Source organism: Crossiella sp. SN42 (assembly GCF_023897065.1).
GTDB lineage: Bacteria > Actinomycetota > Actinomycetes > Mycobacteriales > Pseudonocardiaceae > Crossiella.
Genome location: NZ_JAMHIV010000002.1, coordinates 379435 through 401892, shown reverse-complemented (window position 1 = coordinate 401892; position 22458 = coordinate 379435). Strand labels below are relative to the sequence as shown.

The 22458-nt window shown below is 71.1% G+C and carries 29 protein-coding genes and 1 pseudogene; 18 read left to right on the top strand and 12 right to left on the bottom strand.

What is annotated here, in order from left to right; genetic code table 11:
* The first annotated feature begins 23 nt into the window (after nt 1-23).
* The 6 genes from M8C13_RS04730 to M8C13_RS04705 are packed head-to-tail and all read left to right on the top strand — an operon-like array spanning nt 24 to nt 5492.
* Entirely contained in the window at nt 24-1139 is a 1116-nt protein-coding gene (locus M8C13_RS04730) for a TIGR03364 family FAD-dependent oxidoreductase (protein ID WP_252479212.1), read from the top strand.
* A complete protein-coding gene (locus M8C13_RS04725; RefSeq protein WP_308202763.1) occupies nt 1136-1819 on the top strand; it encodes a phosphonatase-like hydrolase in 684 nt (227 codons plus the stop codon). Before M8C13_RS04730 ends, M8C13_RS04725 begins: the two co-directional genes overlap by 4 nt.
* 11 nt (nt 1820-1830) lie before the next feature.
* On the top strand, nt 1831-2856 hold the full coding sequence (locus tag M8C13_RS04720) for a 2-aminoethylphosphonate ABC transporter substrate-binding protein (RefSeq protein ID WP_252479211.1): 1026 nt from the start codon (nt 1831-1833) through the stop codon (nt 2854-2856).
* The gene (locus M8C13_RS04715; RefSeq protein ID WP_252479210.1) at nt 2853-3920 is read left to right on the top strand and encodes an ABC transporter ATP-binding protein; all 1068 of its coding nucleotides are present in this window, start codon (nt 2853-2855) and stop codon (nt 3918-3920) included. Before M8C13_RS04720 ends, M8C13_RS04715 begins: the two co-directional genes overlap by 4 nt.
* Nucleotides 3917-4717, top strand: coding sequence for a 2-aminoethylphosphonate ABC transporter permease subunit (locus tag M8C13_RS04710; protein WP_252479209.1), 801 nt, complete (start codon nt 3917-3919; stop codon nt 4715-4717). The genes M8C13_RS04715 and M8C13_RS04710 overlap by 4 nt, the downstream gene beginning before the upstream one ends.
* Nucleotides 4695-5492, top strand: a complete 798-nt coding sequence (locus tag M8C13_RS04705; RefSeq protein WP_252479208.1) for an ABC transporter permease — start codon at nt 4695-4697, stop codon at nt 5490-5492. Before M8C13_RS04710 ends, M8C13_RS04705 begins: the two co-directional genes overlap by 23 nt.
* On the opposite strand, the gene M8C13_RS04700 is transcribed toward M8C13_RS04705, so the two are convergent.
* From M8C13_RS04700 to M8C13_RS04685, 4 genes are all read right to left on the bottom strand, one after another.
* On the bottom strand, nt 5458-6606 hold the full coding sequence (locus M8C13_RS04700) for an MFS transporter (protein WP_252479207.1): 1149 nt from the start codon (nt 6604-6606) through the stop codon (nt 5458-5460). The two genes, M8C13_RS04705 and M8C13_RS04700, sit on opposite strands and share 35 nt — an antisense overlap.
* The gene (locus tag M8C13_RS04695; protein ID WP_252479206.1) at nt 6600-7844 is read right to left on the bottom strand and encodes an aldehyde dehydrogenase family protein; all 1245 of its coding nucleotides are present in this window, start codon (nt 7842-7844) and stop codon (nt 6600-6602) included. Before M8C13_RS04695 ends, M8C13_RS04700 begins: the two co-directional genes overlap by 7 nt.
* A gap of 16 nt (nt 7845-7860) precedes the next feature.
* Nucleotides 7861-9435, bottom strand: a complete 1575-nt coding sequence (locus M8C13_RS04690; RefSeq protein ID WP_252479205.1) for a hypothetical protein — start codon at nt 9433-9435, stop codon at nt 7861-7863.
* A gap of 283 nt (nt 9436-9718) precedes the next feature.
* Nucleotides 9719-10132, bottom strand: a complete 414-nt coding sequence (locus M8C13_RS04685; protein ID WP_252479204.1) for a hypothetical protein — start codon at nt 10130-10132, stop codon at nt 9719-9721.
* Between the two features lie 157 nt (nt 10133-10289).
* Between M8C13_RS04685 and M8C13_RS04680 the strand changes: the two genes are divergently transcribed.
* From M8C13_RS04680 to M8C13_RS04660, 5 genes are read left to right on the top strand one after another with little or no spacing between them, the layout of a single operon-like run.
* Nucleotides 10290-11549: a sensor histidine kinase gene (locus M8C13_RS04680; RefSeq protein WP_252479203.1), complete on the top strand. Its 1260-nt coding sequence runs from the start codon at nt 10290-10292 to the stop codon at nt 11547-11549.
* Nucleotides 11546-12193, top strand: coding sequence for a response regulator transcription factor (locus tag M8C13_RS04675; protein WP_252479202.1), 648 nt, complete (start codon nt 11546-11548; stop codon nt 12191-12193). The genes M8C13_RS04680 and M8C13_RS04675 overlap by 4 nt, the downstream gene beginning before the upstream one ends.
* Before the next feature lie 32 nt (nt 12194-12225).
* Entirely contained in the window at nt 12226-12471 is a 246-nt protein-coding gene (locus tag M8C13_RS04670) for a hypothetical protein (protein WP_252479201.1), read from the top strand.
* Nucleotides 12464-12871, top strand: a complete 408-nt coding sequence (locus tag M8C13_RS04665) for a type II toxin-antitoxin system VapC family toxin (protein WP_252479200.1) — start codon at nt 12464-12466, stop codon at nt 12869-12871. The genes M8C13_RS04670 and M8C13_RS04665 overlap by 8 nt, the downstream gene beginning before the upstream one ends.
* Nucleotides 12868-13629, top strand: coding sequence for an SGNH/GDSL hydrolase family protein (locus tag M8C13_RS04660; protein WP_252479199.1), 762 nt, complete (start codon nt 12868-12870; stop codon nt 13627-13629). The genes M8C13_RS04665 and M8C13_RS04660 overlap by 4 nt, the downstream gene beginning before the upstream one ends.
* A gap of 44 nt (nt 13630-13673) precedes the next feature.
* On the opposite strand, the pseudogene M8C13_RS04655 reads toward M8C13_RS04660, so the two are convergent.
* A pseudogene (locus M8C13_RS04655) lies at nt 13674-14075 on the bottom strand (RtcB family protein); the annotation flags it as partial.
* A gap of 132 nt (nt 14076-14207) precedes the next feature.
* Between M8C13_RS04655 and M8C13_RS04650 the strand changes: the two are divergent.
* On the top strand, nt 14208-14597 hold the full coding sequence (locus M8C13_RS04650) for a hypothetical protein (protein WP_252479198.1): 390 nt from the start codon (nt 14208-14210) through the stop codon (nt 14595-14597).
* A gap of 73 nt (nt 14598-14670) precedes the next feature.
* Here M8C13_RS04650 and M8C13_RS04645 read toward each other — a convergent pair whose 3' ends face one another.
* Together M8C13_RS04645 and M8C13_RS04640 are read right to left on the bottom strand one after the other, a co-directional pair.
* A complete protein-coding gene (locus tag M8C13_RS04645; protein ID WP_252479197.1) occupies nt 14671-14871 on the bottom strand; it encodes a DUF397 domain-containing protein in 201 nt (66 codons plus the stop codon).
* Nucleotides 14872-14887: 16 nt separating this feature from the next.
* Nucleotides 14888-15742 (bottom strand): helix-turn-helix transcriptional regulator, encoded by an 855-nt coding sequence (locus M8C13_RS04640; protein WP_252479196.1) that lies wholly within the window; start codon nt 15740-15742, stop codon nt 14888-14890.
* A gap of 311 nt (nt 15743-16053) precedes the next feature.
* Here M8C13_RS04640 and M8C13_RS04635 point away from each other — a divergent pair, with 311 nt between their 5' ends.
* The 6 genes from M8C13_RS04635 to M8C13_RS04610 all read left to right on the top strand — a co-directional run bounded on the left by M8C13_RS04635 (nt 16054) and on the right by M8C13_RS04610 (nt 19143).
* The gene (locus tag M8C13_RS04635; RefSeq protein WP_252479195.1) at nt 16054-16227 is read left to right on the top strand and encodes a hypothetical protein; all 174 of its coding nucleotides are present in this window, start codon (nt 16054-16056) and stop codon (nt 16225-16227) included.
* Nucleotides 16228-17016: 789 nt separating this feature from the next.
* Entirely contained in the window at nt 17017-17271 is a 255-nt protein-coding gene (locus M8C13_RS04630) for a hypothetical protein (RefSeq protein WP_252479194.1), read from the top strand.
* Nucleotides 17268-17498, top strand: coding sequence for a hypothetical protein (locus M8C13_RS04625; protein ID WP_252479193.1), 231 nt, complete (start codon nt 17268-17270; stop codon nt 17496-17498). Before M8C13_RS04630 ends, M8C13_RS04625 begins: the two co-directional genes overlap by 4 nt.
* Before the next feature lie 175 nt (nt 17499-17673).
* On the top strand, nt 17674-18504 hold the full coding sequence (locus M8C13_RS04620; protein ID WP_252479192.1) for a hypothetical protein: 831 nt from the start codon (nt 17674-17676) through the stop codon (nt 18502-18504).
* Complete coding sequence (locus M8C13_RS04615; protein ID WP_252479191.1) at nt 18501-18665, top strand: hypothetical protein; 165 nt, start codon at nt 18501-18503, stop codon at nt 18663-18665. Before M8C13_RS04620 ends, M8C13_RS04615 begins: the two co-directional genes overlap by 4 nt.
* A gap of 85 nt (nt 18666-18750) precedes the next feature.
* Complete coding sequence (locus tag M8C13_RS04610) at nt 18751-19143, top strand: hypothetical protein (protein ID WP_252479190.1); 393 nt, start codon at nt 18751-18753, stop codon at nt 19141-19143.
* An 81-nt stretch (nt 19144-19224) separates the two neighbouring features.
* On the opposite strand, the gene M8C13_RS04605 is transcribed toward M8C13_RS04610, so the two are convergent.
* From M8C13_RS04605 to M8C13_RS04585, 5 genes are read right to left on the bottom strand one after another with little or no spacing between them, the layout of a single operon-like run.
* Nucleotides 19225-19440, bottom strand: a complete 216-nt coding sequence (locus M8C13_RS04605) for a holin (RefSeq protein ID WP_252479189.1) — start codon at nt 19438-19440, stop codon at nt 19225-19227.
* Nucleotides 19437-20216: a peptidoglycan recognition family protein gene (locus tag M8C13_RS04600; protein WP_252479188.1), complete on the bottom strand. Its 780-nt coding sequence runs from the start codon at nt 20214-20216 to the stop codon at nt 19437-19439. The genes M8C13_RS04605 and M8C13_RS04600 overlap by 4 nt, the downstream gene beginning before the upstream one ends.
* A 44-nt stretch (nt 20217-20260) precedes the next feature.
* Nucleotides 20261-20530: a hypothetical protein gene (locus tag M8C13_RS04595; protein ID WP_252479187.1), complete on the bottom strand. Its 270-nt coding sequence runs from the start codon at nt 20528-20530 to the stop codon at nt 20261-20263.
* Nucleotides 20531-20578: 48 nt separating this feature from the next.
* A complete protein-coding gene (locus tag M8C13_RS04590; RefSeq protein WP_252479186.1) occupies nt 20579-21313 on the bottom strand; it encodes a hypothetical protein in 735 nt (244 codons plus the stop codon).
* The gene (locus tag M8C13_RS04585; RefSeq protein WP_252479185.1) at nt 21313-22455 is read right to left on the bottom strand and encodes a hypothetical protein; all 1143 of its coding nucleotides are present in this window, start codon (nt 22453-22455) and stop codon (nt 21313-21315) included. Before M8C13_RS04585 ends, M8C13_RS04590 begins: the two co-directional genes overlap by 1 nt.
* Nucleotides 22456-22458: the final 3 nt, after the last annotated feature.

Here is a 22458-nt window from a genome sequence, read left to right as displayed (position 1 = left end):
TTGCGCCGACAAGCGTGTGGCCCGTGCGAGTATTGATCGTGGGCGGTGGCGTGCTGGGCACCATGCACGCCTGGCAGGCCCTCAGCCGGGGCCATGACGTCATCCAGCTGGAGCGGGAGCCGGAGGCGCGGGGCGCCTCGGTGCGCAACTTCGGGCTGGTCTGGGTGAGTGGGCGGGCCGACGGCGCTGAGCTGGCGACCGCGGCGCGGGCCCGGGAGCTGTGGGCGGAGCTGGGTGCGGTGGTGCCGGGGCTGGGGTTCCGGGCGGCGGGGTCGCTGACCGCGTTGCGGACCGATGCCGAGCTGGCGGTGGCTGAGGCGTTTGTCGCCTCGGGTGCGGCGGAGCGGCGGGGCACCACGTTGCTCGATCCGGCCGAGGCGCGGGTGCGGAATCCGGCGCTGCGCGGGGAGTTCCTGGCCGCGCTGTGGTGTGCGCGGGATGCCGTGGTGGAGCCGCGGACCGCGCAGCCGGCGTTGCGGGAGCACCTGCTCGCCACCGGGCGGTATGCCTGGTTGCCGGGGCGGGAGGTCCGGGAGCTGACCGCGAACGGGGTGCGGGACGACCACGGGCAGGTGCACGAGGCCGATCTGGTGTTGCTGTGCGTCGGGGCGCAGCTGGGCGGGCTGGCCCGGGAGGTGGCGGGGGAGCTGCCGTTGCGGCGGGTGCGGTTGCAGATGATGCAGACCGAGCCGCTGGGGGAGGAGTTCCCGACCGCGCTGGCCGATGCGGACAGCCTGCGCTACTACCCGGCCTACGCGGGTCCCGCGCTGGACGAGCTGCGGGTCAGGCAGCCGCAGCCGGCGGTGGCCGAGGAGCACGACATGCAGCTGCTGGTGGTGCAGCGGCGGGACGGCGGGCTGACCATCGGGGACACCCACGGCTATGCGGAGCCGTTCCCGTTCGACACCGACGAACAGCCCTACGAGTACCTGCGCGAGGTCACCGAATCCCTGCTGGGGCGCGAGCTTCCGCTGATCCGGCGGCGCTGGGCCGGGGTGTACGCGCAGAGCCTGACCGGGGAGATCGTGCACCGGGCGCGGCTCACCGAGCGGGCCTGGGTCATCGCCGGGCCCGGCGGGCGGGGCATGACCTGTTCGCCGGCGATCGCCGAAACCACCGCGCTGGAGGCCGGACTGTGACGATCACCTTGGCAGTGCTGGACATGGCGGGCACCACCGTGCTCGACGGCGGGCTGGTCGAACAGGCCTTCACCGCCGCGGTCGGCGCGGTCGGTGTGCGGCCGGAGGACCCCGCCTATCCCGGCATGCTCGACTACGTGCGCGCCACCATGGGCGAATCCAAGATCACCGTGTTCCGGGCCTTGCTGGACAACGACGAGGACCGTGCGCAGACCGCGAACCAAGCCTTCGAGCTGGCCTACGCGGACCTGGTCGACGCCGGGCACTGCGCGCCGGTGCCGGGTGCGGCCGAGGCGATTACCCGGTTGCGGGACAACGGGATCCGGGTCGCCCTCGGTACCGGGTTCGCCGCGCCGACCCGCGATCGTCTGCTGGACGCGCTGGGGTGGCGGGATCTGGTCGACCTGAGCCTCACCCCGGCGGAGGCCGGGCGGGGGCGGCCGTACCCCGATCTGGTGCTCACCGCGGTGCTGCGCCTGGGGATCGAGGACGTGCGCCAGGTCGCCGTGGTCGGTGACACCGCCTCCGATGTCCACAGTGGACTGCGGGCCGGAGCTTCGGTGGTTGCCGGGGTGCTCACCGGGGCACATGACCGGGAAGCACTCAGTGCCGCCGGGGCGACCCATGTGCTCGACTCCGTTCGTGAGCTACCCGATCTGCTGATCAGCCAAAGTCGTTGAGGGAGAACACCATGCGTCGTGTGCTGGCCGCCGCCGCCACACTGCTCCTGTTCGCCGCCACCGGTGCCTGTGGTGGCACCGCGGCGGGCGGGGGAACCGAGGGCACCGTGGTCGTCTACAGCGCGGACGGCCTGAAGGACTGGTACGGCAAGCGGTTCGCCGAGTTCACCAAGAAGACCGGCATCGGGGTCAACCTGGTGGAGGAGGGCTCCGGCGGGATCGTCTCCCGGATGGAGCGGGAGCGGAGCAACCCGCAGGCCGACGTGGTGGTCACGCTGCCGCCGTTCGTGCAGCGCGCCGCCCAGCAGAACCTGTTGGCCCAGCACGTGATCCCGGGCAGCGACCAGGTGCCGGCCCGCGACCCCGGCAACCGGTACGCGGCGATGCTGAACAACTACCTGGTGATGGCCTACAACCCGGACTTCGCCAAGCCCGCCCCGCAGACCTGGGACGACCTGCTGGACCCCCGGTTCAAGGGCAAGATCCAGTACTCCACGCCCGGCCAGGCCGGGGACGGCACCGCGATGCTGTTGCAGCTCCAGCACGTCTACGGCGAGCAGGGCGCGCTGGACTACCTCAAGCGCCTGGAGGCCAACAACGTCGGCCCGTCCGCCTCCACCGGCAAGCTCCAGCCCAAGCTGGCCAAGGGCGAACTGCACGTGGCCAACGGTGACCTGCAGATGAACCTCGCCCTGGTCAACAACGACAAGGCGAACATGCGGCTGTTCCTGCCCGCCGGCCCGGACGGCAAGCGCTCCACCTTCGCCATCCCGTACCACGCCGGGCTGGCCGCGAACGCCCCGCACGCCGAGGCAGGGAAGAAGCTGCTGGAGTTCCTGTTCTCCACCGAGGTGCAGCGCACCGCGCCGGAGAGCTTCGGCTCGCCGGGCCGCACGGACGTCAAGGCCGAGGGGCCGCTGGCCGAACAGGTCAGCGCGCAGCTGACCGGGGTGGAGATCTGGCAGCCGGACTGGAACGCGGTGCTGGCCCGGCTGGACGCCGACCTGGCCGCCTACGGCAAGGCGGTCGGCCGGTGAGCGCGGTCCGCCTCGAACAGGTCAGTGTCCACTTCGGACGAACGGTGGCGCTGGCCGGGCTGGACCTGGAGGTCGCGGTCGGCGAGACCCTGGCCCTGCTCGGTCCCTCCGGCTCCGGCAAGTCCACCGCGCTCAAGGCCATCGCCGGGTTCCTGCGGCCCAGCGGCGGCCGGGTGTTCCTGGGTGGCGAGGACGTCACCGACCTGCCGCCGCACCGGCGCGGGCTCGGCGTGGTGGTGCAGAGCTACGCGCTGTTCCCGCACATGCGGGTCTTCGACAACGTGGCCTTCGGCCTGCGCGCCCGCCGGGCCGGCCGCCGGGAGGTCGAGCGCCGGGTGACCGAGGTGCTGGAACTTGTTGGTATGGCCGGGTTCCGGCACAGGTATCCGCGGGAGCTCTCCGGTGGGCAGCAGCAGCGGATCGCGATCGCCCGCGCACTGGCCATCCGGCCACCGGTGCTGCTGCTGGACGAACCGCTCTCCGCGCTGGACGCGGCGCTGCGCGAGGACATGATCGCCGAACTGCTGCGGCTGCGCGCCGAACTGCCGGACACCGCGATCATCCACGTCACCCACGACCAGGGCGAGGCACTCGCGCTGGCCGACCGGATCGCGGTGATGCGGGAGGCCAAGCTGGTCGACATCGGCCCGGCCCGCGAGCTGTACCAGCGGCCGCCCTCGGCGTTCACCGCCGCCTTCCTCGGCTCGGCCAACCTGCTGCCGGTGCGGGTGCTGGACAGTGGCGCGGACGCCGCCGAGGTGCGGCTCGGACAGTTGGTCGTGCGCGCGGCGGCCAACGGCGCGGTCCAGGCCGGGCAGCAGGCCACGCTCGGCGTCCGGCCGCACCGGCTCAGCGTGCACGCCGATCCGGCAGGTGGCCTGCCCGGCAGGCTGGTCGGGGTGCAGTGGCGCGGCACCGGGTTCCGGCTCGACCTGGAGCTGGATGACCTCGGCCCCGCCCGCGCCGAAGTGTCCACAATGGACGGACTGCCCGCGCTCGGCGAGCGGGTCGGGGTGACCGTGGCCGACGGCTGCCCGCTGGTACCGGCCGGGGGCACCTGGTGAGACGACTGCTGTGGCTGTTGCCGCCGCTGCTCGTGGTGCTCGGCTTCTTCTGCTATCCGCTCGTATTGGTGGCCCAGCAGTCCTTCACCGGGGACGCCTGGGTACGGGTGCTCTCCTCCGCGGAGTTCGGCCAGGCGGTGTGGCGGACCGTGCTGCTGGCCGTGGCGGCCACCGCGGGCTGCCTGCTGCTGGGCACGTTCCTGGCGCTGGTGCTGGCCTTCGCGCCGTTTCCCGGGGCCGGGCTGGCGGTGCGGCTGGTGGACGCGGTGCTGGCCTTCCCCTCCTTCCTGATCGCACTGTCCTTCACCTTCCTCTACGGCAGTGCCGGGGTGCTCAACGCGGTGCTCGGCCAGGGGACGCTGGACTTCCTGTACACGCCCTGGGGTGTGCTGCTCGCGGAGGTCACCTTCTACACGCCGTTCGTGCTGCGGCCAGCGCTGGCCGCGTTCCGCCAGCTGCCCGGCGCGCAGCTGGACGTGGCCGCCAGCCTGGGCGCGCGGCCGTGGCGGGTGCTGTGGCGGGTGGTGCTGCCGGAGGCTCGTCCGGCGCTGGCCGCGGGGGCCTGCCTGACCCTGCTGCTCACCATGAACGAGTTCGGCATCGTGCTGTTCATCGGCGCCAAGGACGTGGTCACCCTGCCGATGCTGGTCTACACCAAGGGGATCATCACCTTCGACTTCCCGCAGGCCAGTGTGGTCGCGGTGGTGAACGTGGCGCTTTCCCTCGCCCTGTACGGGCTGTACCGCTGGGTCTTCAGCAGGACGGGAGCCGACCGTGTTGGTCTGGACAAGGCGTAGCCGGATCATCCTGTGGCTGGTGTTCGCGCTGCTGTTCGGCGTGATCGTGCTGGCCCCGCTGGCGATGATCGCGCTGGCCGCGGTGGCGGGCAGCTGGAACGGCGTGCTGCCAGGGGAGCTCACCGGCGACCACCTGGCCGCCGCGGTCTCCGGCGACGGCCTGGCCAGCGCCCTGGTCAGCTTGCAGACCGCGACGCTGGCCTCGCTGGCCGCGGTGCTGCTGGGCTCCTGGGGCGCGATCGTGGTGCGCGGCCTGCCCAAGCTGCCGCGCCGGATCGTGGACCTGGTGCTGCACCTGCCGATCGCGGTGCCCTCGGTGGTGCTTGGCCTGGCGCTGCTGGTGGCGTTCAGCCGGCCGCCGTTGCTGCTCAACGGAACCCGGTGGATCGTGCTGCTGGCGCACCTGGTGATCGTGCTGCCGTTCACCTACAGCATGGTCGCCGCCGCGCTGGACCGCGCCGACCCCGCGCTGAACCAGGTCGCGGCCAGTCTGGGCGCGCGGCCGGGCCGGGTGCTGTGGCGGGTGCGACTGCCGCTGCTGCTGCCCGCGATGTCCGGCGCGGCCGGGCTGGGACTGGCGCTGTCCATGGGCGAGGTCGGCGCGACGATCATGCTGTACCCGCCGGACTGGCGCACGCTGCCGGTGAGCATCTTCGCGCACACCGACCGCGGCGCGGTGTTCCTGGCCGCGGCGAGCACGATCCTGTTGCTGGCGCTCACCGTGGCCGGGCTGTTCGGGCTCAGCGCGGTGAAACCCCGTGGCGTGCAACGCTGAACCGGCCGGAGAGCAGGAACAGCACGGTCACCGCGGCCAGCGCCAGCATCAGCCCGTCCGGCCGCAGCAGCTCCACCGCCAGTCCGCCCAGCGGCGGCCCGGCCAGGCTGCCCAGGCCCCACAGCGTGGTGGCGCAGGCGTTCGCGGTGACCAGGTCCGCGCCCCGGAACCGTTCGCCGATGCGCACCAGGCCAAGGGTGTAGACGCCACCGGCCGCACCGCCGAGCAGCACCAGCGCGGGCCACAGCAGCACCGGGTGCGGCATCAGCAGCGGCAAACCCAGCGCCAGCAGCAGCACCACGGCTCCGCAGGCCAGGTGCAGCCGACTTCGGTCCACCCGATCGGCCAGCCAACCGAGGGGCACCTGGAGCAGCGCGTCCCCGGCGAAGACCGCGCCGACCAGCAGCACCGCGATCCGCTCCGGCTGTCCGTAGGCCATGCCGTACAACGGGAACAGCGCGAGCACCACGCTGTCGAAGAAGGAGAACAGCAGCACCGCCAGCACGATCACCGGCGCGGCCCGGGCGAAACCCAGCAGCCCGAAGGACCGCGGCCCGTGCTCGACGTCGATCTCGCAGCGGGTGAACGCGAGCAGTAACAGGCCGGGCAGGTGCGCGGCCACGGTGACCAGGATCGGCGCGGACCCGCCGGAACCCAGCCAGGCCAGCAGTCCCGGCCCGGACACCTGGCACAGGGTGAACACCGAGGTGTACACCGCGACCCAGCGCCCGCGCACCCCGTCGGCGGCCACCGCGTTGATCCAGGTCTCACCCAGCGCCAGCAGCACGCCGGCGGCCGCGCCCACGGTGAACCGCAGCACCAGCCAGGCGAACAGGTCCGCGGTGGTGGTGAGCAGCAGCAGGCTCAGCGCCGAGGCCAGCAACGCGCCCAGCAGCACGGTGCGTACCGGCCAGCGCCGGGTGAGCGGCCCGGTCAGCGGGGCCGCGCACAGGATGCCCAGCGCGGGCAGCGCGGCGGCCGCGCCGACCACCGCGCTGCCCGCCCCGGCGGCGGCCAACCGCAGCGACACCAACGGAATCGCCAGTCCGGTGGCCAGGCCGACCACCGCGACCGTGCTGACCGCGGCGACCGGCTCCCAGCGGCGGCTCAGCATGCCAGCCGCGGCGCCACGAGGTGCTGGAAGATGTCCCGCTGCGGCGAGGTCGCGCCCGGCACCCGTTCCCCGTCCACGTACCGGCAGGAGGCGGCCGGGCCCTGGCCGCCGTAGGGCAGGTAGCCCTTCTCGGTCAGGTGCAGGTCGGTGTTCCGCAGGATCGAGTCCGGTTCGTGCAGCGGGGTGTCCAGCAGCGAGTCCACGTACGGGCTCTCGCCGAACAGCGAGACGTACATGGCGTTGTTGCGGTAGCGGTGGTCGGTGAAGTAGGTGGCCAGCTCGCCGTCGGTGTCGTAGGGCTGGAGGTAGAACACCGGGGCGAAGAACTCCTGGTAGTTGCCGCCCAGTGCGAGGTCCTTCTGGAAGACGGTGGGCCGGATCATCCCGGTGACCGGGTTGATGTCGCCGCCGTAGACGCAGAACTCCCGGTCCTCCTTGAACATCCGGATGATCTTCACCGGGTGGTCGGGGTCGCTGTTCGGGCCGACCAGGTTGTCCGGGTCGGCGTAGGGCCCGACCCGGTGCTCCAAGCCGCGCAGCCGGAGCACCAGCGCCTCCCGGAACTCGGCCAGCCGGGCCCGGTGCACCAGGATCGCGTTGGGTCCGGCGCAGTCCTGGCCCTGGTTGTAGAGCACCACCCGCAGCGCGCTGTCCACCGCCGCCGCCAGGTCCGCGGACTCGGTGACCACCAGGGGGTTGTGGCCGGAACCGTTGAGGATGAACAGGGTCCGCTTGAGGAACAGCCGCCGGACCTTGGCCGCGTTGTCCGGCGAGCCGGTGAACACCACCGCGTCGGTGCGCCGGGCGCGCTGGGCCACGAACACCTCACGGTCCTGATAGGACACTCGCAGGTTCGGGAAGTACGCCGGCAGGTCGAGGACCTCGGCGAGCTTGCGGTAGTGCGGGTGCATCACCGTCGGCGGCCGGAGCGCGGCCTCCTCGGCCATCAGCGAGGGGATCACGCCGAAGCACACCGTGGCGTACAACGGCTGGTTGAGCGGCAGGAAGCTGGTGACGCCCTGCACCCGCCCCTGGAAGTACTCCCGGTTGCGGTGCAGGTTGGCCAGGAACTCCACCGAGCGGTCGATCTCGTCCAGCGCCACGTTGGCGCACTGGTAGCCGGAGAGGCTGCGCACGACGTCCTCGGCGCGGGTCTGAAGATGCGCGGCGAAGGCGGCGGCGCGCTGCCGGAGCTCGGTGAAGTCCACAGTGGACACGGGGAGGGAGGTGACGGTCACGGCGAACCACCTTGGGTCAACGGGCGAGGGTCTCGCGGAGCAGGCGGAGAGAGCGTTTGGGTCCGGTGATCCGGATCCAGGTGGCCAGGCGCGGGCCGTGCGGGCGGCCGAGCAGGGCCAGGTAGAGGACCCGGCAGGCGGCGGGTCTGCCGAGCGGGGAGACGGTGAGCAGGAGGTGCAGGCGGACCGCGAGCTCGGCGGGCGGGGCGAGCTCGATGACCTCCGCCGCGCGTTCGAGCAACGCGGCCTCCGCCGGCGCGAAAACCCTTGGCTCCGCGACGGGTTTGCGCGCCTCGTGGAAGTTCCAGGCCCGCACCAGCGTCTCGTGCTCGATCCCGTCGCCGAAGTACCGCCGCGCGAACTCCACCGCTGCCGCGAAGTCCACCGGCGCGCAGGCGTCCAGCACCCGGCACAGCTTCCCGAAGCCCGGCCCCGTGATCCGGGCCGTCGCACCGATCCGGTGCAGCCGGACCCTGGCGCCCGCGCCCCGCTCGGGATCGGCCGCGCGGCGGGCCTCCTGCCGGACCGCGTCGTTGAGCCGGGGCGTCAGCGCGGGACCGAACCGCTTGGGGCGGCGCGGTTTCCGGTAGAGCAGCAGGCGCAGGGCCTCTTGGCTCAAGTAGTCCTGGGCCTCGGTCAGGGAGAAGCCGTTGCCGCGGGACTTGGAGATCTTGTGCCCGCGTTCGTCGGTGAACAGGCCGTAGCCGAACAGCACCGGCGGTTCCCGGCGCAACCGGTGGCAGATCCGCCGCACCACCTGGGCGGAGGCGGCCAGGTCCTCGCCGTGCATCTCGTAGGCCACGCCGCCGGCCAGCAGCCGCATCGCCCAGTCGGCCTTCCACTGGAGCTTGCAGGCCCCGCCCAGCGCGGACACGGTGACCGGTTCGCCGATCGGCTCGCCCGCGTAGTACTCCTGCGGCTCGATCCCGTAGTCCAGGCCCGGTCGCTGGATGATCACATCGGCCGGGATCTCGTAGGTGAGGGTGCCCGCCACCGGGTCCACTTCGAGAACCCTGGTGTGTTCGATAACCCGGCCGGTGCTCGCGGACACCGGCATCAGGATGCTGTACGAGCCACGGCGCACCGGACCCACCGAAGCGCCGACCAGCTCGTTGAACCCGGCCAGGTCGGCCAGCAACGAACGGATCGTGTCATCGTACTTACCAGATGCGTACGCGGCGGAGCTGCACACCAGCTCGTAGTCCAGCTCGAAGGCATCCAGCACGCGGCGCAAGCGGGCGTTGATCCCCGTGGAAAGGCTTTCATGCTGCTCAAAAGGGTCAGGTACCCGATGCAGTGGCAAACCCAGGTGCTGTTCCAGAAGCTCGCGGTTCGGAAAACCGTCCGGGACTTTTCGCAGGGCGTCCATATCGTCGGAAACCAGCACCAGCCTGGTCGGACGGCCGGTGGTCTCCGCGAAGGCCGTGCGGACAAAACCGGTGCGCATGACCTCGCACAACGTGCCGATGTGCGGTAACCCGGATGGACCGAACCCAGCGCCGAAAAGCACCTCTCCGGCGGTTTCCCCGCGTTTGTCCAGCAACGCGCTGACTTTGGCTGACTCGGCGACACACCAGTCTCGTGGCGGCATCGGACCTGCTCCCCGGAAATTACGCGATGGGGTGATGGGATGAGTCAAAATCTACGCAGATTTTCCACGCGCTGTCCATGGCGTCCCACTAACGGGGTAAGCCGCCGGGTGCTGGTCAGGAAACCGGGAAGGTAAAGAACTGGTATAAGAAATCCACCCGACATGCCAGGGTGATCCGGGCGAAATGGATCGCAACAGCGCGAATCGGACAGCGTAAACGGCGAAAAGCTGTGAAGATCGCGTAAGGAGCCAGAATTGCTTTAGTCGGCGGCTGTGAAACGTCTCACCGCGGCTTGCGGTGCAGCAGCCCGGTGGCGGCCAGCAGCAGCCCCAGCACCACGAACCAGGCGGTGTGCAGCGGCTCCGCGCCGATCGGGCCGAACGCGTCGTAGCCCGCCTGCGCGAAGGCCAGCGCCGCTCCGGTCCACACCACGGTCAGCAGCAGCGGCCGGGGGAAGCTCGCGCCCCAGGGCTGGGTCAGCGCCAGCGCGATCACCCCGCCCGCCGGGATCAGCAGGCTGGCCGCGAGCTGGAGCAGCCACAGCGTCGGCGAGTCGCCGGCGGGCAGCAGGGTCAGGCCCCACCCGTGCTCGGGCGAGCCGGTCAGGAACACCACCACCGCGAAGCCGAGCGCCCACACGCAGGCCGCGTAACCGAGCCAGCGGGTGCCGCGGGCCGAGCGCTGGGATGTGGGCATGATGGCGTGACCTCCGGTTCACAGTGTGCCTCCAGGGTGCCGCAGCCCCCATCCCGGGGCATCCCGCCGACGGCCGAGCGAACTCCCCCGCACGGGGGAACGCCGCGCTTCCCCGGAGTGAGCCCCGGCGGCGGCCGGACGTGTCAGGATCGTCCGTGTGCCCGGTCTCCTCGGCAAGCTGCTCACGCCACTGACGAGCAGGTCCACCCTGTTGCGGTGGATCTACCTCGTGCTGGGCGGGGCGCTGCTGACCCCCTACTTCATCGCGGGCACCGCGGTAGCCGAGCTGCTGCGCGGCGAGATCCCGCCGCTGCCGCTGCCCGAGGGCTGGACCCTGGGCGCGCTGGCCACCTTCTTCGCCCTGGGCACGCTGGTGCTCACCACGTTCATCCCGGCGCTGGGCGTGCTGGAGACCACCGCGGTGCGCACCCTGCTCGGCGTCCAGGTCACCGACCTCGCGGGCGGTCACCGGCAGGGCATCCGGTGGCGGGTGGCGGCCTGGCTGATCATCCACCTGATCACCGGGTTCCTGGTCAGCCTGCTCACGCTGATCATCCCGGTGTTCGTGGTCGGCGCGTTTACCCTGCCGTTCAGCCGGTACACCACGCTGTTCATCGCACAGGCGTTCCCGGTCACCGGCGGCCCCGACAAGTGGTGGGCGCCGCTGGCCGCGATCGGCGTGACCCTGGTCGCGGTGTACCTGGTGGCCGCGATCGGCTGGCTGCTGGCCCGGCTGGCCGGGTTCTTCCTCGGCCCCACCCCGGCCGAGCGGCTGGCCGAGCTGGAGCGCAAGGCCGAGCAGCTGGCCCAGCGCAACCGGCTGGCCCGCGAGCTGCACGACTCGGTGGGGCACGCGCTCAGCGTGGTCACCATCCAGGCCGCGGCCGCCGGACGGGTGCTGGACACCGACCGGGACTTCGCGCGGGCCGCCCTGGGTGCGATCGAGGAGGCCGCCCGCAGCGCGCTGGCCGACCTGGACCACGTGCTCGGCATCCTGCGCGAGGAGTCCCGCGGCACCGCCCCGCAACCCACCCTCGCCGACCTGGACGGCCTGCTGCGCACCACCAGGCTGGCCGGGGTGGAGATCACCGCCGAACTCGGCGCCGACCTGGACCGCGTGCCCAAGGCCGTGTCCAGGGAGGCGTACCGGATCGTCCAAGAAGGACTCACCAACGCGATGCGGCATGCCGGCAAGGTTCCGGTGACCCTGCGGCTGGCCGTGCGCGCGGACCACCTGGAGCTGGAGATGACCAACCCGTTGGGGGAGCGGCCTGCCGGTCGCGGACAGGGCGGCGGGCGCGGCCTGCGCGGTATCGGGGAGCGGGTGACCGTGCTGCGCGGTCAGCTCACCGCTGGCGAGTGCGAGGGCGGCTGGCGGGTCGCGGCCACCCTGCCGATGCGGGCGGCCACCTCATGACCAGCGTGCTGCTCGTCGACGACGAGGACCTGATCAGGGCCGGGCTGCGCGCGATCATCAACGCCGAACCCGACCTCACCGTGGTCGGCGAGGCCGCCGACGGCGCCGAGGTGCCCGGCCTGGTGCACCGGCTGCGGCCGGAGGTGGTGCTGATGGACGTGCGGATGCCCGCGGTGGACGGCATCCAGGCCACCCGGCACCTGCTGGACACGGTGGCCGAACCGCCGAAGATCCTGGTGGTGACCACCTTCGAGAACGACGAGTACGTCTACGACGCGCTGCGGGTCGGCGCCAGCGGCTTCCTGCTCAAGCGGGCCCGGCCGGAGGAGATCGTGCACGCGATCCGCATCGTGGCCGGTGGCGACACGCTGCTGTTCCCCTCAGCGATCCGGTCGCTGGCCGCCGAGCACCACAGCAAACGGGCCGCGGACACCCTGGCCAGGGCGCAGCTGACCGAGCGCGAGGAGGCGGTGCTGCGGCTGATGGCCACCGGGCTGTCCAACGCCGAGATCGCGGAGAAGCTGTTCGTGGGCTTGCAGACGGTGAAGACGCACGTGGGCAACGTGCTGGCGAAACTGCAGGCCAGGGACCGCACCCAGGCGGTCATCGCGGCCTATGAGTCCGGCTTCATCACGCCTCGGTGAGGCACCGGCGACGGTAGCGCTAAAATAGCGCTATGGCGACCATCCAGATCCGCGATGTCCCGGATGAGACCTATGAGGCACTCCGCAAGAGGGCTCAGGTGGCCGGCATGTCCCTGCAGGCGTACATGCGAGAGGAACTGATCCAGTTGGTGAACCGCCGCACCAAGGACGAGGTGATGGACGTGATCGAGGCGATGCACGCCCAGTACCCGCCCGGCATCCGCCTGCCCACTCCGGCCGAGACGGTGGCCGCGATCCGGGAGTCGCGCGATGAATAAGGGTGCTCAACACGTCGTCACGGACGCCTCGGCACTGGTCAACACCCTGATCATGCCGGACCTGCAGGAGCTGCGGCAGCGGCTCCGCGATGCCACCTGTCACGCGCCACACCTGGTGGACGCCGAGGTCGGGCAGGCGGTGCGCAAGCACGCCAGGTCGGGACTGATCTCCGCGGAGATGGGTGAGACCGTGCTTTCCTCGGTGGCTCACCTGGTCGATCACCGGTATCCGCACACCGGACCGATCGGCCAGCTCGCCTGGCAGCTGCGGCACTCGGTGAGCTACTACGACGCGCTGTACGTGGCGCTGGCCGCCGCGCTGGACGTGCCGCTGCTCACCGCGGACGCGAAGCTGGCCAACGCGCATGGACTGCCCTGCAAGGTCGAGGTGGTGTGTTGAACACCGGATGGCAGCGCTTCGTCGCCGTGGGCGACAGCGTGACCGAGGGGCTCGGGGATCCGGACGCCGACGGCGGTTTCCGGGGCTGGGCGGACCGGCTGGCCGAGGCGATCGCGGACCGGCAAGGGAGTGTGCGGTACGCGAACCTCGCGGTGCGCGGGCTGACCACCCGGCGCGTGCTGGAAACCCAGCTGGCCCCGGCCCAGGAGCTGGCCCCGGACCTGGTCACCGCGGTGGTCGGCATGAACGACGTGATCCGGCCCAGCCTCAACCCGCTGGAGCTGGCCGCGGACCTGGACGCCCTCTTCGGCGGCCTGCGCGCCACCGGCGCCACCGTGCTCACCGCGACCATCCCCGCGCCCGGCCTGTTCGCCCCGCTGCCGCCGGCCCTGCGCAGCCGGATGGACCGCCGGATCACCCGGATGAACGCGGTGATCACCGCCGCCGCCCGCAGGCACGGGCTGCTGTGCATGGACCTGGCCTCGCTGACCCCGGCCGGCATGGCGGCCTGGGCCGAGGACCGGCTGCACCCGGGGCCGGACGCGCACCAGGCGATGGCCGCGGCGGGGCTGGCGGTGCTGGACGGGGTGGCGCCCGCGCTGGAGGTCAACGTGGCCGAGCCGGTGGACGCCGATCACCTGCGGTGGCTGCGCACGTTCCTGTGGCCGTGGCTGGTGCGCCGGTTGCGCGGGCAGAGCAGCGGCGACGGCCGGGTGGCGAAGCTCCCGACCTACCGCGCCCTGCCCGCGACCAGCTGACTCAGCCCACCGCCGGCACCGGACCTGGTGCCGACGGCGGTCGCTCAGCCCTTGACGCAGACGACCTGGCGGAGCTTGGCCACCACCTCGACCAGGTCGGCCTGGTTGGCGATGACCTGGTCGATGTCCTTGTACGCGGCCGGAATCTCGTCCACCACCCCGGTGTCCTTCCGGCACTCCACCCCCGCGGTCTGCGCCGCCAGGTCCTCGGCGGTGAACCGCTTGCGCGCCTGGTTCCTGGACATCCGCCTGCCCGCGCCGTGGCTGGCCGAGCAGAAGGAGTCCGGGTTGCCCAGGCCGCGGACGATGTAGGAGCCGGTGCCCATCGAGCCGGGGATGATGCCCAGGTCGCCCTGGCCCGCGCGGATCGCGCCCTTGCGGGTGACCAGCAGGTCCTCGCCGAAGTGGGTCTCCTCGGCGACGTAGTTGTGGTGGCCAAGGAGCGCGGGGCAGTTGATCTCGTGCATGCACTCTGACCTGCGACAGAAGGGGAAGCGCAGGTCATGAAAAAGGATCTTCGTTGGGACAGATCTGGGACAGAGCAGGGGCGACAGCGGGTCTGGCCGGGGCTGCTCGGCGTGCTGTCCGTGCTCGCGTTGGTCGGGCTGACCGCGCTCGGGTGCCAGGTGCCGGCCGAGCCGGGCGGCGGGCAACTGCTGCCGACGCTCCGCGTGGCCACGCCGTCCCAGGTGGCCAGCGAGGCGACCACGCAGGCCGGGCCCGTGCGGCACATCGACGGAGACGGCCTCTACCTCGTCGGCCAGGACATCGAGCCGGGCACCTACCGGACCGCTGGGGCCACGCAGGGCCGCCCGGACGGCTGCTACTGGGCGCGGCGGCGCGACACCTCCGGCGAGACGTCGGGGATCGTGGCCAACGGCTACGGCCGCGGCCCGGCGACCGTGACGATCGCCAAGGGGGACAAGGCCTTCGAGGTGCGGGGCTGCCAGCGGTGGGAGGCGAAGTAGTCGATACGCTCGGAGCCGTCCGGACATGAGCGAGGGCGGGGCGCACACGTCGCGCCCCGCCCTCGCTTTCTCGTCAGGCGCTCGGGAGTCCCGGCAGGTCGTCCAGGAACCTCTGGAAGGCTGCCGGGTTGAACACGAGCACTCCGCCACTTGGATTTTTTGAGTCACGGACCGCAGCCATCTCGGAGGTGCGCGCAACCTCGACGCACTGACCTCCTTCACCTCCGCTGTAGCTGCTCTTTCGCCAGTCCAGGCGATCCAGGTCCGGGGCCATCCCGCACCCCTTTCTCTCACAGGTTCGCCGCGACTCTAGCGATCTCCTTCCGCGTCGCCTTCGCGCTGAGGGCCATCTTGGTCAGCGTGGTGAACTTCCCGCCGTACAGGTCCAGGTCGGGCTTCTTCTCCAAGTAGAGCGATCCACGGCCGTTTTCCAGGTAGACCGTGTTCATCCGTGGCTCGGCGTCGAACCCGAGCATGGTGAACGGAGACGTCATGGCTGGATGCTCCCCGGCGTCGAACATCAACACCTGCGCCTCGACGTTCGGCAGATCGAGTAGCTCGTTGATCCGGCGCAATTGCGAGCGCATCACATCGCGGCCGCCGACCGGGCGACGCAGCACGGCCTCGTTGAACACGACATGAAAGTGCGGAGGATCGGCGCTCGTCAGGATCTTCTGGCGCTCCAGCCGTAGCCGAACCTGCTGATCAAGCTCGGCATCGGTGATGGTCGGCCGGTTGATCCGCAGCAGGGCGCGGACGTAGTCCTCGGTCTGAAGCAGGCCGTCAACGAGTTCGGACGTGTAGGTGCGGATCTGCGACGCTTCGCTCTCGTAGCTCAAGTACAACTTGAACCAGTCCGGCACCAACCGGCCGTAGGTCACCCACCATCCCGGCTGAGCCGCCTCTTCAGCGAGGGCGAGTAGTCGCTGCCGCCGGTCTTCGGCCGCGCCGTACTTCAGCGCCAGCAGCTTGACGTAAGGGACCTTGATCGCTTGGCGACCACCCTCGATCTTCGACAGCGTTCCGGTGGTCACTTCGATCTCATTGGCTGCATCTCGCGCGGTCACACCAGCCTGCTCGCGAAGGTCGCGCAGCTCTTCACCGAGCTGCCAGCGACGGATCGTCGGCCCCGGGTTTCTCGCCATGGTGCTCCTCCACGTGATCGGTAATCCCCATCCTGCACTGTCCGCCATCGCACCTCGGCGAGAGTTCACCCGACGGGGGCAACGCGCTGAGGAAATTCCTGCGGTACGTTTCCTCTGCGCCTGTTCCCGGATGTTCGGCAGGTGGCACCCGCCCCGCACTCTCACAGGTTTGCGGGGCGGGCCAAACACTCCAGCGGCCTGGTCCGGTGTCAGCGGGCTGGGCCGCTGGCCCCACGACCAGGGAGGCAGCGGTGGCCGGCCGACACATCGAGAAAAGATGGGCTCCCGCTCGCCGCCGCTCTGGTGCCGAGGTGGCGATCTGGACGGGGGTCACCGCGGACGGCCAGGTGTTCGTCCAGGCCAGCACCGGTGACCCCGCGCTCCTGACCGATGAGGACGCGCTCACGCTCAGCGAGCACCTGACCGAGGTCGTCCGGATCGCCCGGCGCGTGCGCAACACCCCCAGTCCCCAGGCCCGGCCGTGAGCACCCAGGCGTGGGTGATGGTGGCAGCCGCCGTGGTGGTCTCGACGGCGTTCCTGGTCGCGTGGTTCCGGCGCGGCGGTGGCCCCGGTGACCGCCAGAACCCGCGGGACTGGCGATGATCCCCGGCACCCCATGGTGGGCGACCGCGCTGGTCTGGAGCCTGCTCGTCCTCCTGCCGCTGCTCGACCTGACCCGCGAGCAGCACCGAGACCCCCGGCCCGACTGGGTCCCCCACCGCGCACCGAGTGCCGCGCGGCCGGTCCGCCGGGGAACGGTGGCGGCGGACGCCCATCCAGCCGGGCCCGCCGTCACCGCCCACCCGTCCCTGTTGCACGGGCCATCGCTGTCGCCCGCACACAGTGCAGCTGGGCAACCGGGGGTGGCGGTCGGGGCCGCTGCCCCCGGCCCGGAACCGCAGGCCCTCGCCCTCGTGCGAGCCGGTGTGCTCATCCCGGTGGCGGGCGTGGTCCTTCCCGACCAGCGCCGGACTGCGGGGACGGACCGCCGAGCCGTCCCCGCCCTGAACCCCAGCCAACCCCCCGAGGCTGGTGGACCCGGGCAAGCGCGAACTGCCCGGGTGGGGGCGGCGGAGGGATTCAACAACCCGCCCGCCGCCCCTGCTGACCTACCGCACCGGCAGCCCGTTGCAGTCCGGCCGTCGGCGCGCACTGGCCCGGCCACGGCGCGCGTGGACCGCGCCGCATCCCCCGAAGGCCGGGCTCAGGTGGCGGAGGTGGAGCTGCGAGCCGTGGCGGTGGCGCCCACCTCCGCCACGGGAACGAGCCTGCGGTGACCGAGCAGGAAGAACGCGCCCTGCTGGTCGGGTCGATCCTGATGTCGTTGGAGACCATCGTCGAAGCGGCCACCAAGGTGCAGACCGCAAGGCGGCTGAAGCGGCGCGACCCGGTAGCGGCGGCCCTGACCGAGCACCAGGAGATGGGCTTGGCCAGCGCGTCGGTGAACTTGGCGCACCTGCTGGACCTGCACCAGGAGATGCGGAACCCGAAGCAGCCCCGGGTCGTCCCCGGTGAGGTGGTCGAATGACCAGCCCCAGCCGCGCCCACCCCGCTCTTGAGGCGAGGGACCTGGTCCGCCGGTTCCGTGCTGTGCCGCAGCCGCTGGGCGTCCTCGCCGCAGCCGCCGGCATGCAGCCGCACAAGGTCCGGCGCGCGGTCCTGGCCGCCGGGGTGCCGCTGCGACCGCGCGGCAACGGCCGGTGGAGACGTACCGTCACCTGGCAGCCGGACCCCGACCAGCGGGAGGAGCCGTGACCTGGTGGGCGCGGTGAACGGTTCCACGGACGACGAGTTCGCCGAGGCGCTGGAGACGGTCCGGCGGCGCTTCGCTGCGATGCCTGTTGATCAAGAAGTGATGGACGCTGGCTTGGCCAGGATCCTGGCCGGGTCCCCGCCTGACCCGGCACCGATCGCAGAGCGAGGGGGAGACATGGAGCAGCAAGCAGCAGACGGGCTGGCGGTGGCCGAGGGTGCGCACTGGTCGGACTGGTACGCCCAGCCCCCGGCGCCGCCAGCGGGCACCTGGTGGGAGGCGACACACGCGCGGGTGTGGCGACGACGACAGAAGGAGTGGTCGCGCGTCCGTCGGTGGACGGAGTCCATGCTCACCCACCACACCCGGTTGGCCGCGAACCCGCCTGCGAACAGGGCCTGGCACCTCGTCGACATGTTCCCGGAGGCGGGCGAATCCCACTCCGGCCGCCAGACTCAGCTGGCGCTGGCGCTGGGCTTCGTGCTGGCCATGCACCACCAGCCCAAGGTCATTCCCAATCCCGTGATGCTGGATGAGCTGGTGGCCACCGGCTACCCCTCGGTGGTGGATGCCATGTGCGCGGAGCTGGACCGGGCTGCGCGCAGACACCTGGGTGCCACCGGCGCGGTGACGCATGCCCAGGACGTGCTGGCCGGGCTCGCCTCCGGTGACGGCAAGCATGCCCGGCTGGCCGCACACCTCCTGCACCGCGTCGAACAGGCGCTCCAGCCCTCGGACTACCGCGGCTACACCGTGGAGGGCTTCATCAACCTGGACGGGGCGCTGGACGTCTTGGACTTGCTGGTGTGCAGCACGGCCGACGGGCACCCGCCCGGTGCCTGCGTCGTCGCCGTGGTCGACGGCGAGCAGGCAGAGGGCGCCGTTGATCGGTGCCTGTGGGGTCCCATCGGCGCGCCGACAAGCTACGTGATCCGGGTGCACGGCAGTGGGACGGTCACCGTCCCAGCCGACCAGGTGACCCTGCTCGGTGGCGGGACCACGACGTGACGGGCACGCCAAGCAAGTGGTGGACAGTGGGCCTGGTGCTGGCCACCGCCGCGGCCGTGGTGGTGTGGCTGCTGCTGGGCGGCGATCCGCAGCAGCTGCTGGAGTACGTCAGCTCGGTGTTCGACGAGCTGTGGCACGGCGTGACGTGGATGTTCCGCTGACCGCACGACCGGGTGGCGGTGGTAACGCCCCGCACGAGCGCGCAGACGAGCAGGCAGGGACCCAATGGCAAGGGGGAAGAGGACCATGGCCACCTTGGACGTGGACTACGACTACGGCTACCAGGGCTACTACGGGGACGGGGAGGACGGCTGCGACGTCGATCCGCCGCAACCGGTGTGGATCAACGTCGGCACCAGACGACGTCTCGGATACGACCCGACGTCGCACCCGGCGCCGAAGTGCACGGAGTGCCGTCGTGGGCACCTGACGCTGACCCAGGCCCACCGAATCCCCGGCAAGGATCTGTGCTGGGTCTACCAGTGTGACGAGGATTCTTGCCGCCGAGAACACATCTACTGGGGCACGAAGCTGTACCGGCTGGAGTGGGCGGCCGACGACGACACCGACTTCGGCGGGGTGCCGGTTCCGCTGGAGGTCGCGGGCGATCCGCTGAACGGCACGCGCACGCCGAGCTGACCGGAACGCGAAAGCGGCCCCACCCTCCCGGCGCGGGAAGGGTGGGGCCGCAGTGCTGTGTCGGCCAGCTGGCCGACAGCGTTACTCGCGGGTGAGGCTGGGCGTGCCCGGCTCGCCGACCGGCCGCGAGGCGACCGAGGACAGCACCGACAGCACGGCGGCCATGCCCGCGGTGGACAGGGCCGCCCCCCACGGGGCGTCCAGCAGGCCGATGCCGTCGATGGCGAGCAGCGCACCGAGCACTTGGGCGAAGGTCTTGAGCGCGCGCTCAAGCGCGGCCCTTAGGAAGACGGTCATGCGGTGGGGTCCTCTCCGGTGGTGGGGGTGATCTGGGCGCCGGTGAGCCGGAACGTCGACTCCGCGATGCCCTGGCGCACCGCGGCCTTCAGCTCGTCGGCGGTGACCGGGTCACCGCCGACGGCCGCGGCCAGGCGCTCGACGGCCGCGCGGAGTCCGGCGACCTCTCCGAGGGTGGACAGCGAGGCGTTGCGGGCCTCGTCGATGGCCAGCGCGGTCCGGCCCGCGCTGCGCTTGCCGGCCTCGCCGAGCAGCACCGCGTTCGCGGCCTCCAGCAAGACGGCCTGATCGTGGTCGGACAGGGCCATGAGGAAACCTCCGTGCGTCGGGGACCCGCTGGCCTTGGCCATCACGAGGTCCCAGGGGAACTGCGGTCCGGGGTCCCAGTGGGACCCCTCCTTCTTGCCCACCGTCCAGTCGTGGTGCCCGATCACGCCGGGCTCGCCCGCGGCGACCTGGGCGGGGGTGAGCTTGCGCAGCGGGATGCCCCGCGCCCGGCAGCGCCCGGCGATCCAGGCCGCCGCCAGCTCGAGCATCCGCGGGTGCCGCAACCACTCCGCGCGATCCCAGGCGGCGAAGCCGCACAGCTCCGCGTTGTCGGAGATCGGGTTGCCCGACCGCAGCGTCCACGCCGCGCGGTCGTAGTTCACGTACTGCTCGACGCGGTGGTCATCAATGCCGACGTGGCTGGACGCCTGGGTCTTGCCCTGGAAGAACCGGCCCAGGGACTCGACCGTGCGGGCACCCTCGGCGGTGTGGATGACGACCAGGCGCACGCGCGCGCCACCACGGCTGGAGTGGTGCGGGGACGGGATCACGGTCAGCCTCCCAAGACGGTGCTGAGGATCTTGGTCAGGCCCGCGCCAGCGCCCGCGGCGAGGCCGGAGGCGATCCACACCTTGCGCTCCAGCGAGCGGATGCGGGACTCGTGGTCGTTGACCGGGCGCAGTTCGGCGCGCAGTTCGGTGCGCAGCGCGCCGAGTTCGCTCCGGACTTCCTTGGTCTCGTTGTGCATCTCGCGGACCTCGCGGTACACCTCGGACAACGGGATGACCACACCGGCCTCACCGGTGCCAGGATCGGGCGCCACAGGCACTCCTTGGGGTTGGTGCCGCAGCGCGGCGGGATGGTTGTCCACTTAGGACTGGTGGCCGTACATGCCGATGACGGTGGCGCGGACGTTGTCGCTGCCGGAGACGCGCCTGACATCGAGCTTGACCTCGGTGTCGTCGCCGAAGTTGCGGCCGCTGGTGATGGGGATCTTCGGGATCGAGATGCGTCCGACGAAGTTCGTCCAGGTAGCCGATTCCCACACCTGGGTGTCGTTGATCTTGAGGCGGGCCTGGCCGACCGTGCCGGAGTCGGCCTGCACCAGGATCTCGCCCGCGACGTAGGGGTTCATCGCCTTCCACCGGCCGACGAACAGCTCTTCGTAGGAGGAGTTCGTCACCACCGGCATGCGATCAAGCCGCGTCTCGTACATCGCGATGGGCAACTTCGGGTTGGCCAGTCCCCAGCCGCTGGTGGCGTCGTCGGACAGGACGATGGCCGGCGCGGTTCCGCCGCCCGCGCCGGAGCGGTCGGCGAAGGACCAGAACTGGTGCGCAGCGAACCCGCCGATGCCGAAACAGACGCTGCCGTCGGAGCGCCGCATGTTCACCGTGTAGCGGCCAGCGTCACCGCGGCCAACGAAGAAGAGGTTGTAGTCCCCGCTGTCGTGCTCGACGGCCAGCTCAGCGCCTTCGGCCACGCGCAGACGCCCGCGCGTGATGCTCGCGCTCGACAGCCCGGCCTTCTTGGACAGCGCGGCCACCTCGCGGCGCAGCGCGCGGACCTCGTCGATGAGGTTGGCAGGCACGTTGATCCCGGCCATCAGGCCACATCCTCAAGCATCGGCGACATGGTCAAGGTGACCTCCTCGGACTTCTCGCCAGGGGCGACCTCGATGGACACGATCCGCATGCGAGTGTCCAAACCGGACCCGGTGAAGAAGTCATCGCGGATGATCACGCGAGCATCGTCACCGGGGGAGTAGTCGGTGACCGCGGGGTCGGCGTCGCCGCGCACCACCAGCGTCGGCAGCGCCACCGGCAGCCGTGCGAGTTCCTGGTCCGCCTGCGCGTGTGCGTAGAGGGTGCTGGTCTCCAGCACGGTGGAGTAGCTGGTTTCGGACTCCAGCAGCGGCCAGCCGTCGACGTAGCGGCCCAGGTTTTCCGCGACTGCGATCGGGCCGTCCTTCTCCTGGCCCTGGCCGACCGCGAACGTCCGGGTGGCCATGCGCGTTCCGTCGCTGGGCCAGGTGTAGTCGAGGATGTTGGCGCCCAGCTCGAACACCCACGGGGACCCGGCCTGGCCGAGCAGCGGGTCACCGAGGATCAGCCGCCGCACGACCTTGCCGTTGCTGTCGGGGAAGTCCACGTCGAACCGGAAATCACTGCCACCGATCACAGTGGACAACTGGCGCAGCGCCTCGCCGACGTCGACCAGCTCGTAGCCGTAATAGGTGCGGTCGCGGAACACACCGGTGTTGACGGTCAGGTCGAACGCGATGTCGACGTCGCCGCCGGTGTGCGCCTGGGCGTTGTCGATGAGTTCGCGCATGATCTGGTTCTGGTCGACCGCCGCCCAGGACAGCGACAGGCCCGGGACGTAGAGGGCATCGGAGTAGGCCTCGGAGGTGAGCGGGTGCAGCAACTTGCGGCGGTCGAAGTAGGACAGGAAGTCCCCAGCCTGGACTTCGATTGCGTTGGAGGACTTGGAGTAGCGGCGGGTCCAGATGATCCCGCCCCAGACCGGCCGGCCATCGCGCCACACGTAGATGCACTGGTGCGCCGGGGTGGTCAGCTCGTAGGGGTCCAGGCGCTGCACCTCAGGGGAGCCCAGCGGCAGCGTCCCGGAGAAGGCGCCGGAGCCGTTGAGGATCTTGCTGTACTTCACGCCGGTGAGCGGCAGCTCGTCGCCGGTGACCCCGGTGCGGGTGTCGGCGACGGTGTAGGTGTAGATCGGCAGCACCATCGG

Excerpts from the sequence above, each read along its gene's own strand:
- M8C13_RS04700 (WP_252479207.1), bottom strand. The coding sequence starts at position 6,606 with ATGCTGAGCCGCCGCTGGGAGCCGGTCGCCGCGGTCAGCACGGTCGCG.
- M8C13_RS04720 (WP_252479211.1), top strand. The coding sequence starts at position 1,831 with ATGCGTCGTGTGCTGGCCGCCGCCGCCACACTGCTCCTGTTCGCCGCC.
- M8C13_RS04670 (WP_252479201.1), top strand. The coding sequence starts at position 12,226 with ATGGCGACCATCCAGATCCGCGATGTCCCGGATGAGACCTATGAGGCA.
- M8C13_RS04590 (WP_252479186.1), bottom strand. The coding sequence starts at position 21,313 with ATGGCCGGGATCAACGTGCCTGCCAACCTCATCGACGAGGTCCGCGCG.
- M8C13_RS04625 (WP_252479193.1), top strand. The coding sequence starts at position 17,268 with ATGACCAGCCCCAGCCGCGCCCACCCCGCTCTTGAGGCGAGGGACCTG.
- M8C13_RS04685 (WP_252479204.1), bottom strand. The coding sequence starts at position 10,132 with ATGCCCACATCCCAGCGCTCGGCCCGCGGCACCCGCTGGCTCGGTTAC.
- M8C13_RS04690 (WP_252479205.1), bottom strand. The coding sequence starts at position 9,435 with ATGCCGCCACGAGACTGGTGTGTCGCCGAGTCAGCCAAAGTCAGCGCG.
- M8C13_RS04675 (WP_252479202.1), top strand. The coding sequence starts at position 11,546 with ATGACCAGCGTGCTGCTCGTCGACGACGAGGACCTGATCAGGGCCGGG.
- M8C13_RS04640 (WP_252479196.1), bottom strand. The coding sequence starts at position 15,742 with ATGGCGAGAAACCCGGGGCCGACGATCCGTCGCTGGCAGCTCGGTGAA.
- M8C13_RS04645 (WP_252479197.1), bottom strand. The coding sequence starts at position 14,871 with ATGGCCCCGGACCTGGATCGCCTGGACTGGCGAAAGAGCAGCTACAGC.
- M8C13_RS04610 (WP_252479190.1), top strand. The coding sequence starts at position 18,751 with ATGGCCACCTTGGACGTGGACTACGACTACGGCTACCAGGGCTACTAC.
- M8C13_RS04585 (WP_252479185.1), bottom strand. The coding sequence starts at position 22,455 with ATGGTGCTGCCGATCTACACCTACACCGTCGCCGACACCCGCACCGGG.
- M8C13_RS04620 (WP_252479192.1), top strand. The coding sequence starts at position 17,674 with ATGGAGCAGCAAGCAGCAGACGGGCTGGCGGTGGCCGAGGGTGCGCAC.
- M8C13_RS04605 (WP_252479189.1), bottom strand. The coding sequence starts at position 19,440 with ATGACCGTCTTCCTAAGGGCCGCGCTTGAGCGCGCGCTCAAGACCTTC.
- M8C13_RS04665 (WP_252479200.1), top strand. The coding sequence starts at position 12,464 with ATGAATAAGGGTGCTCAACACGTCGTCACGGACGCCTCGGCACTGGTC.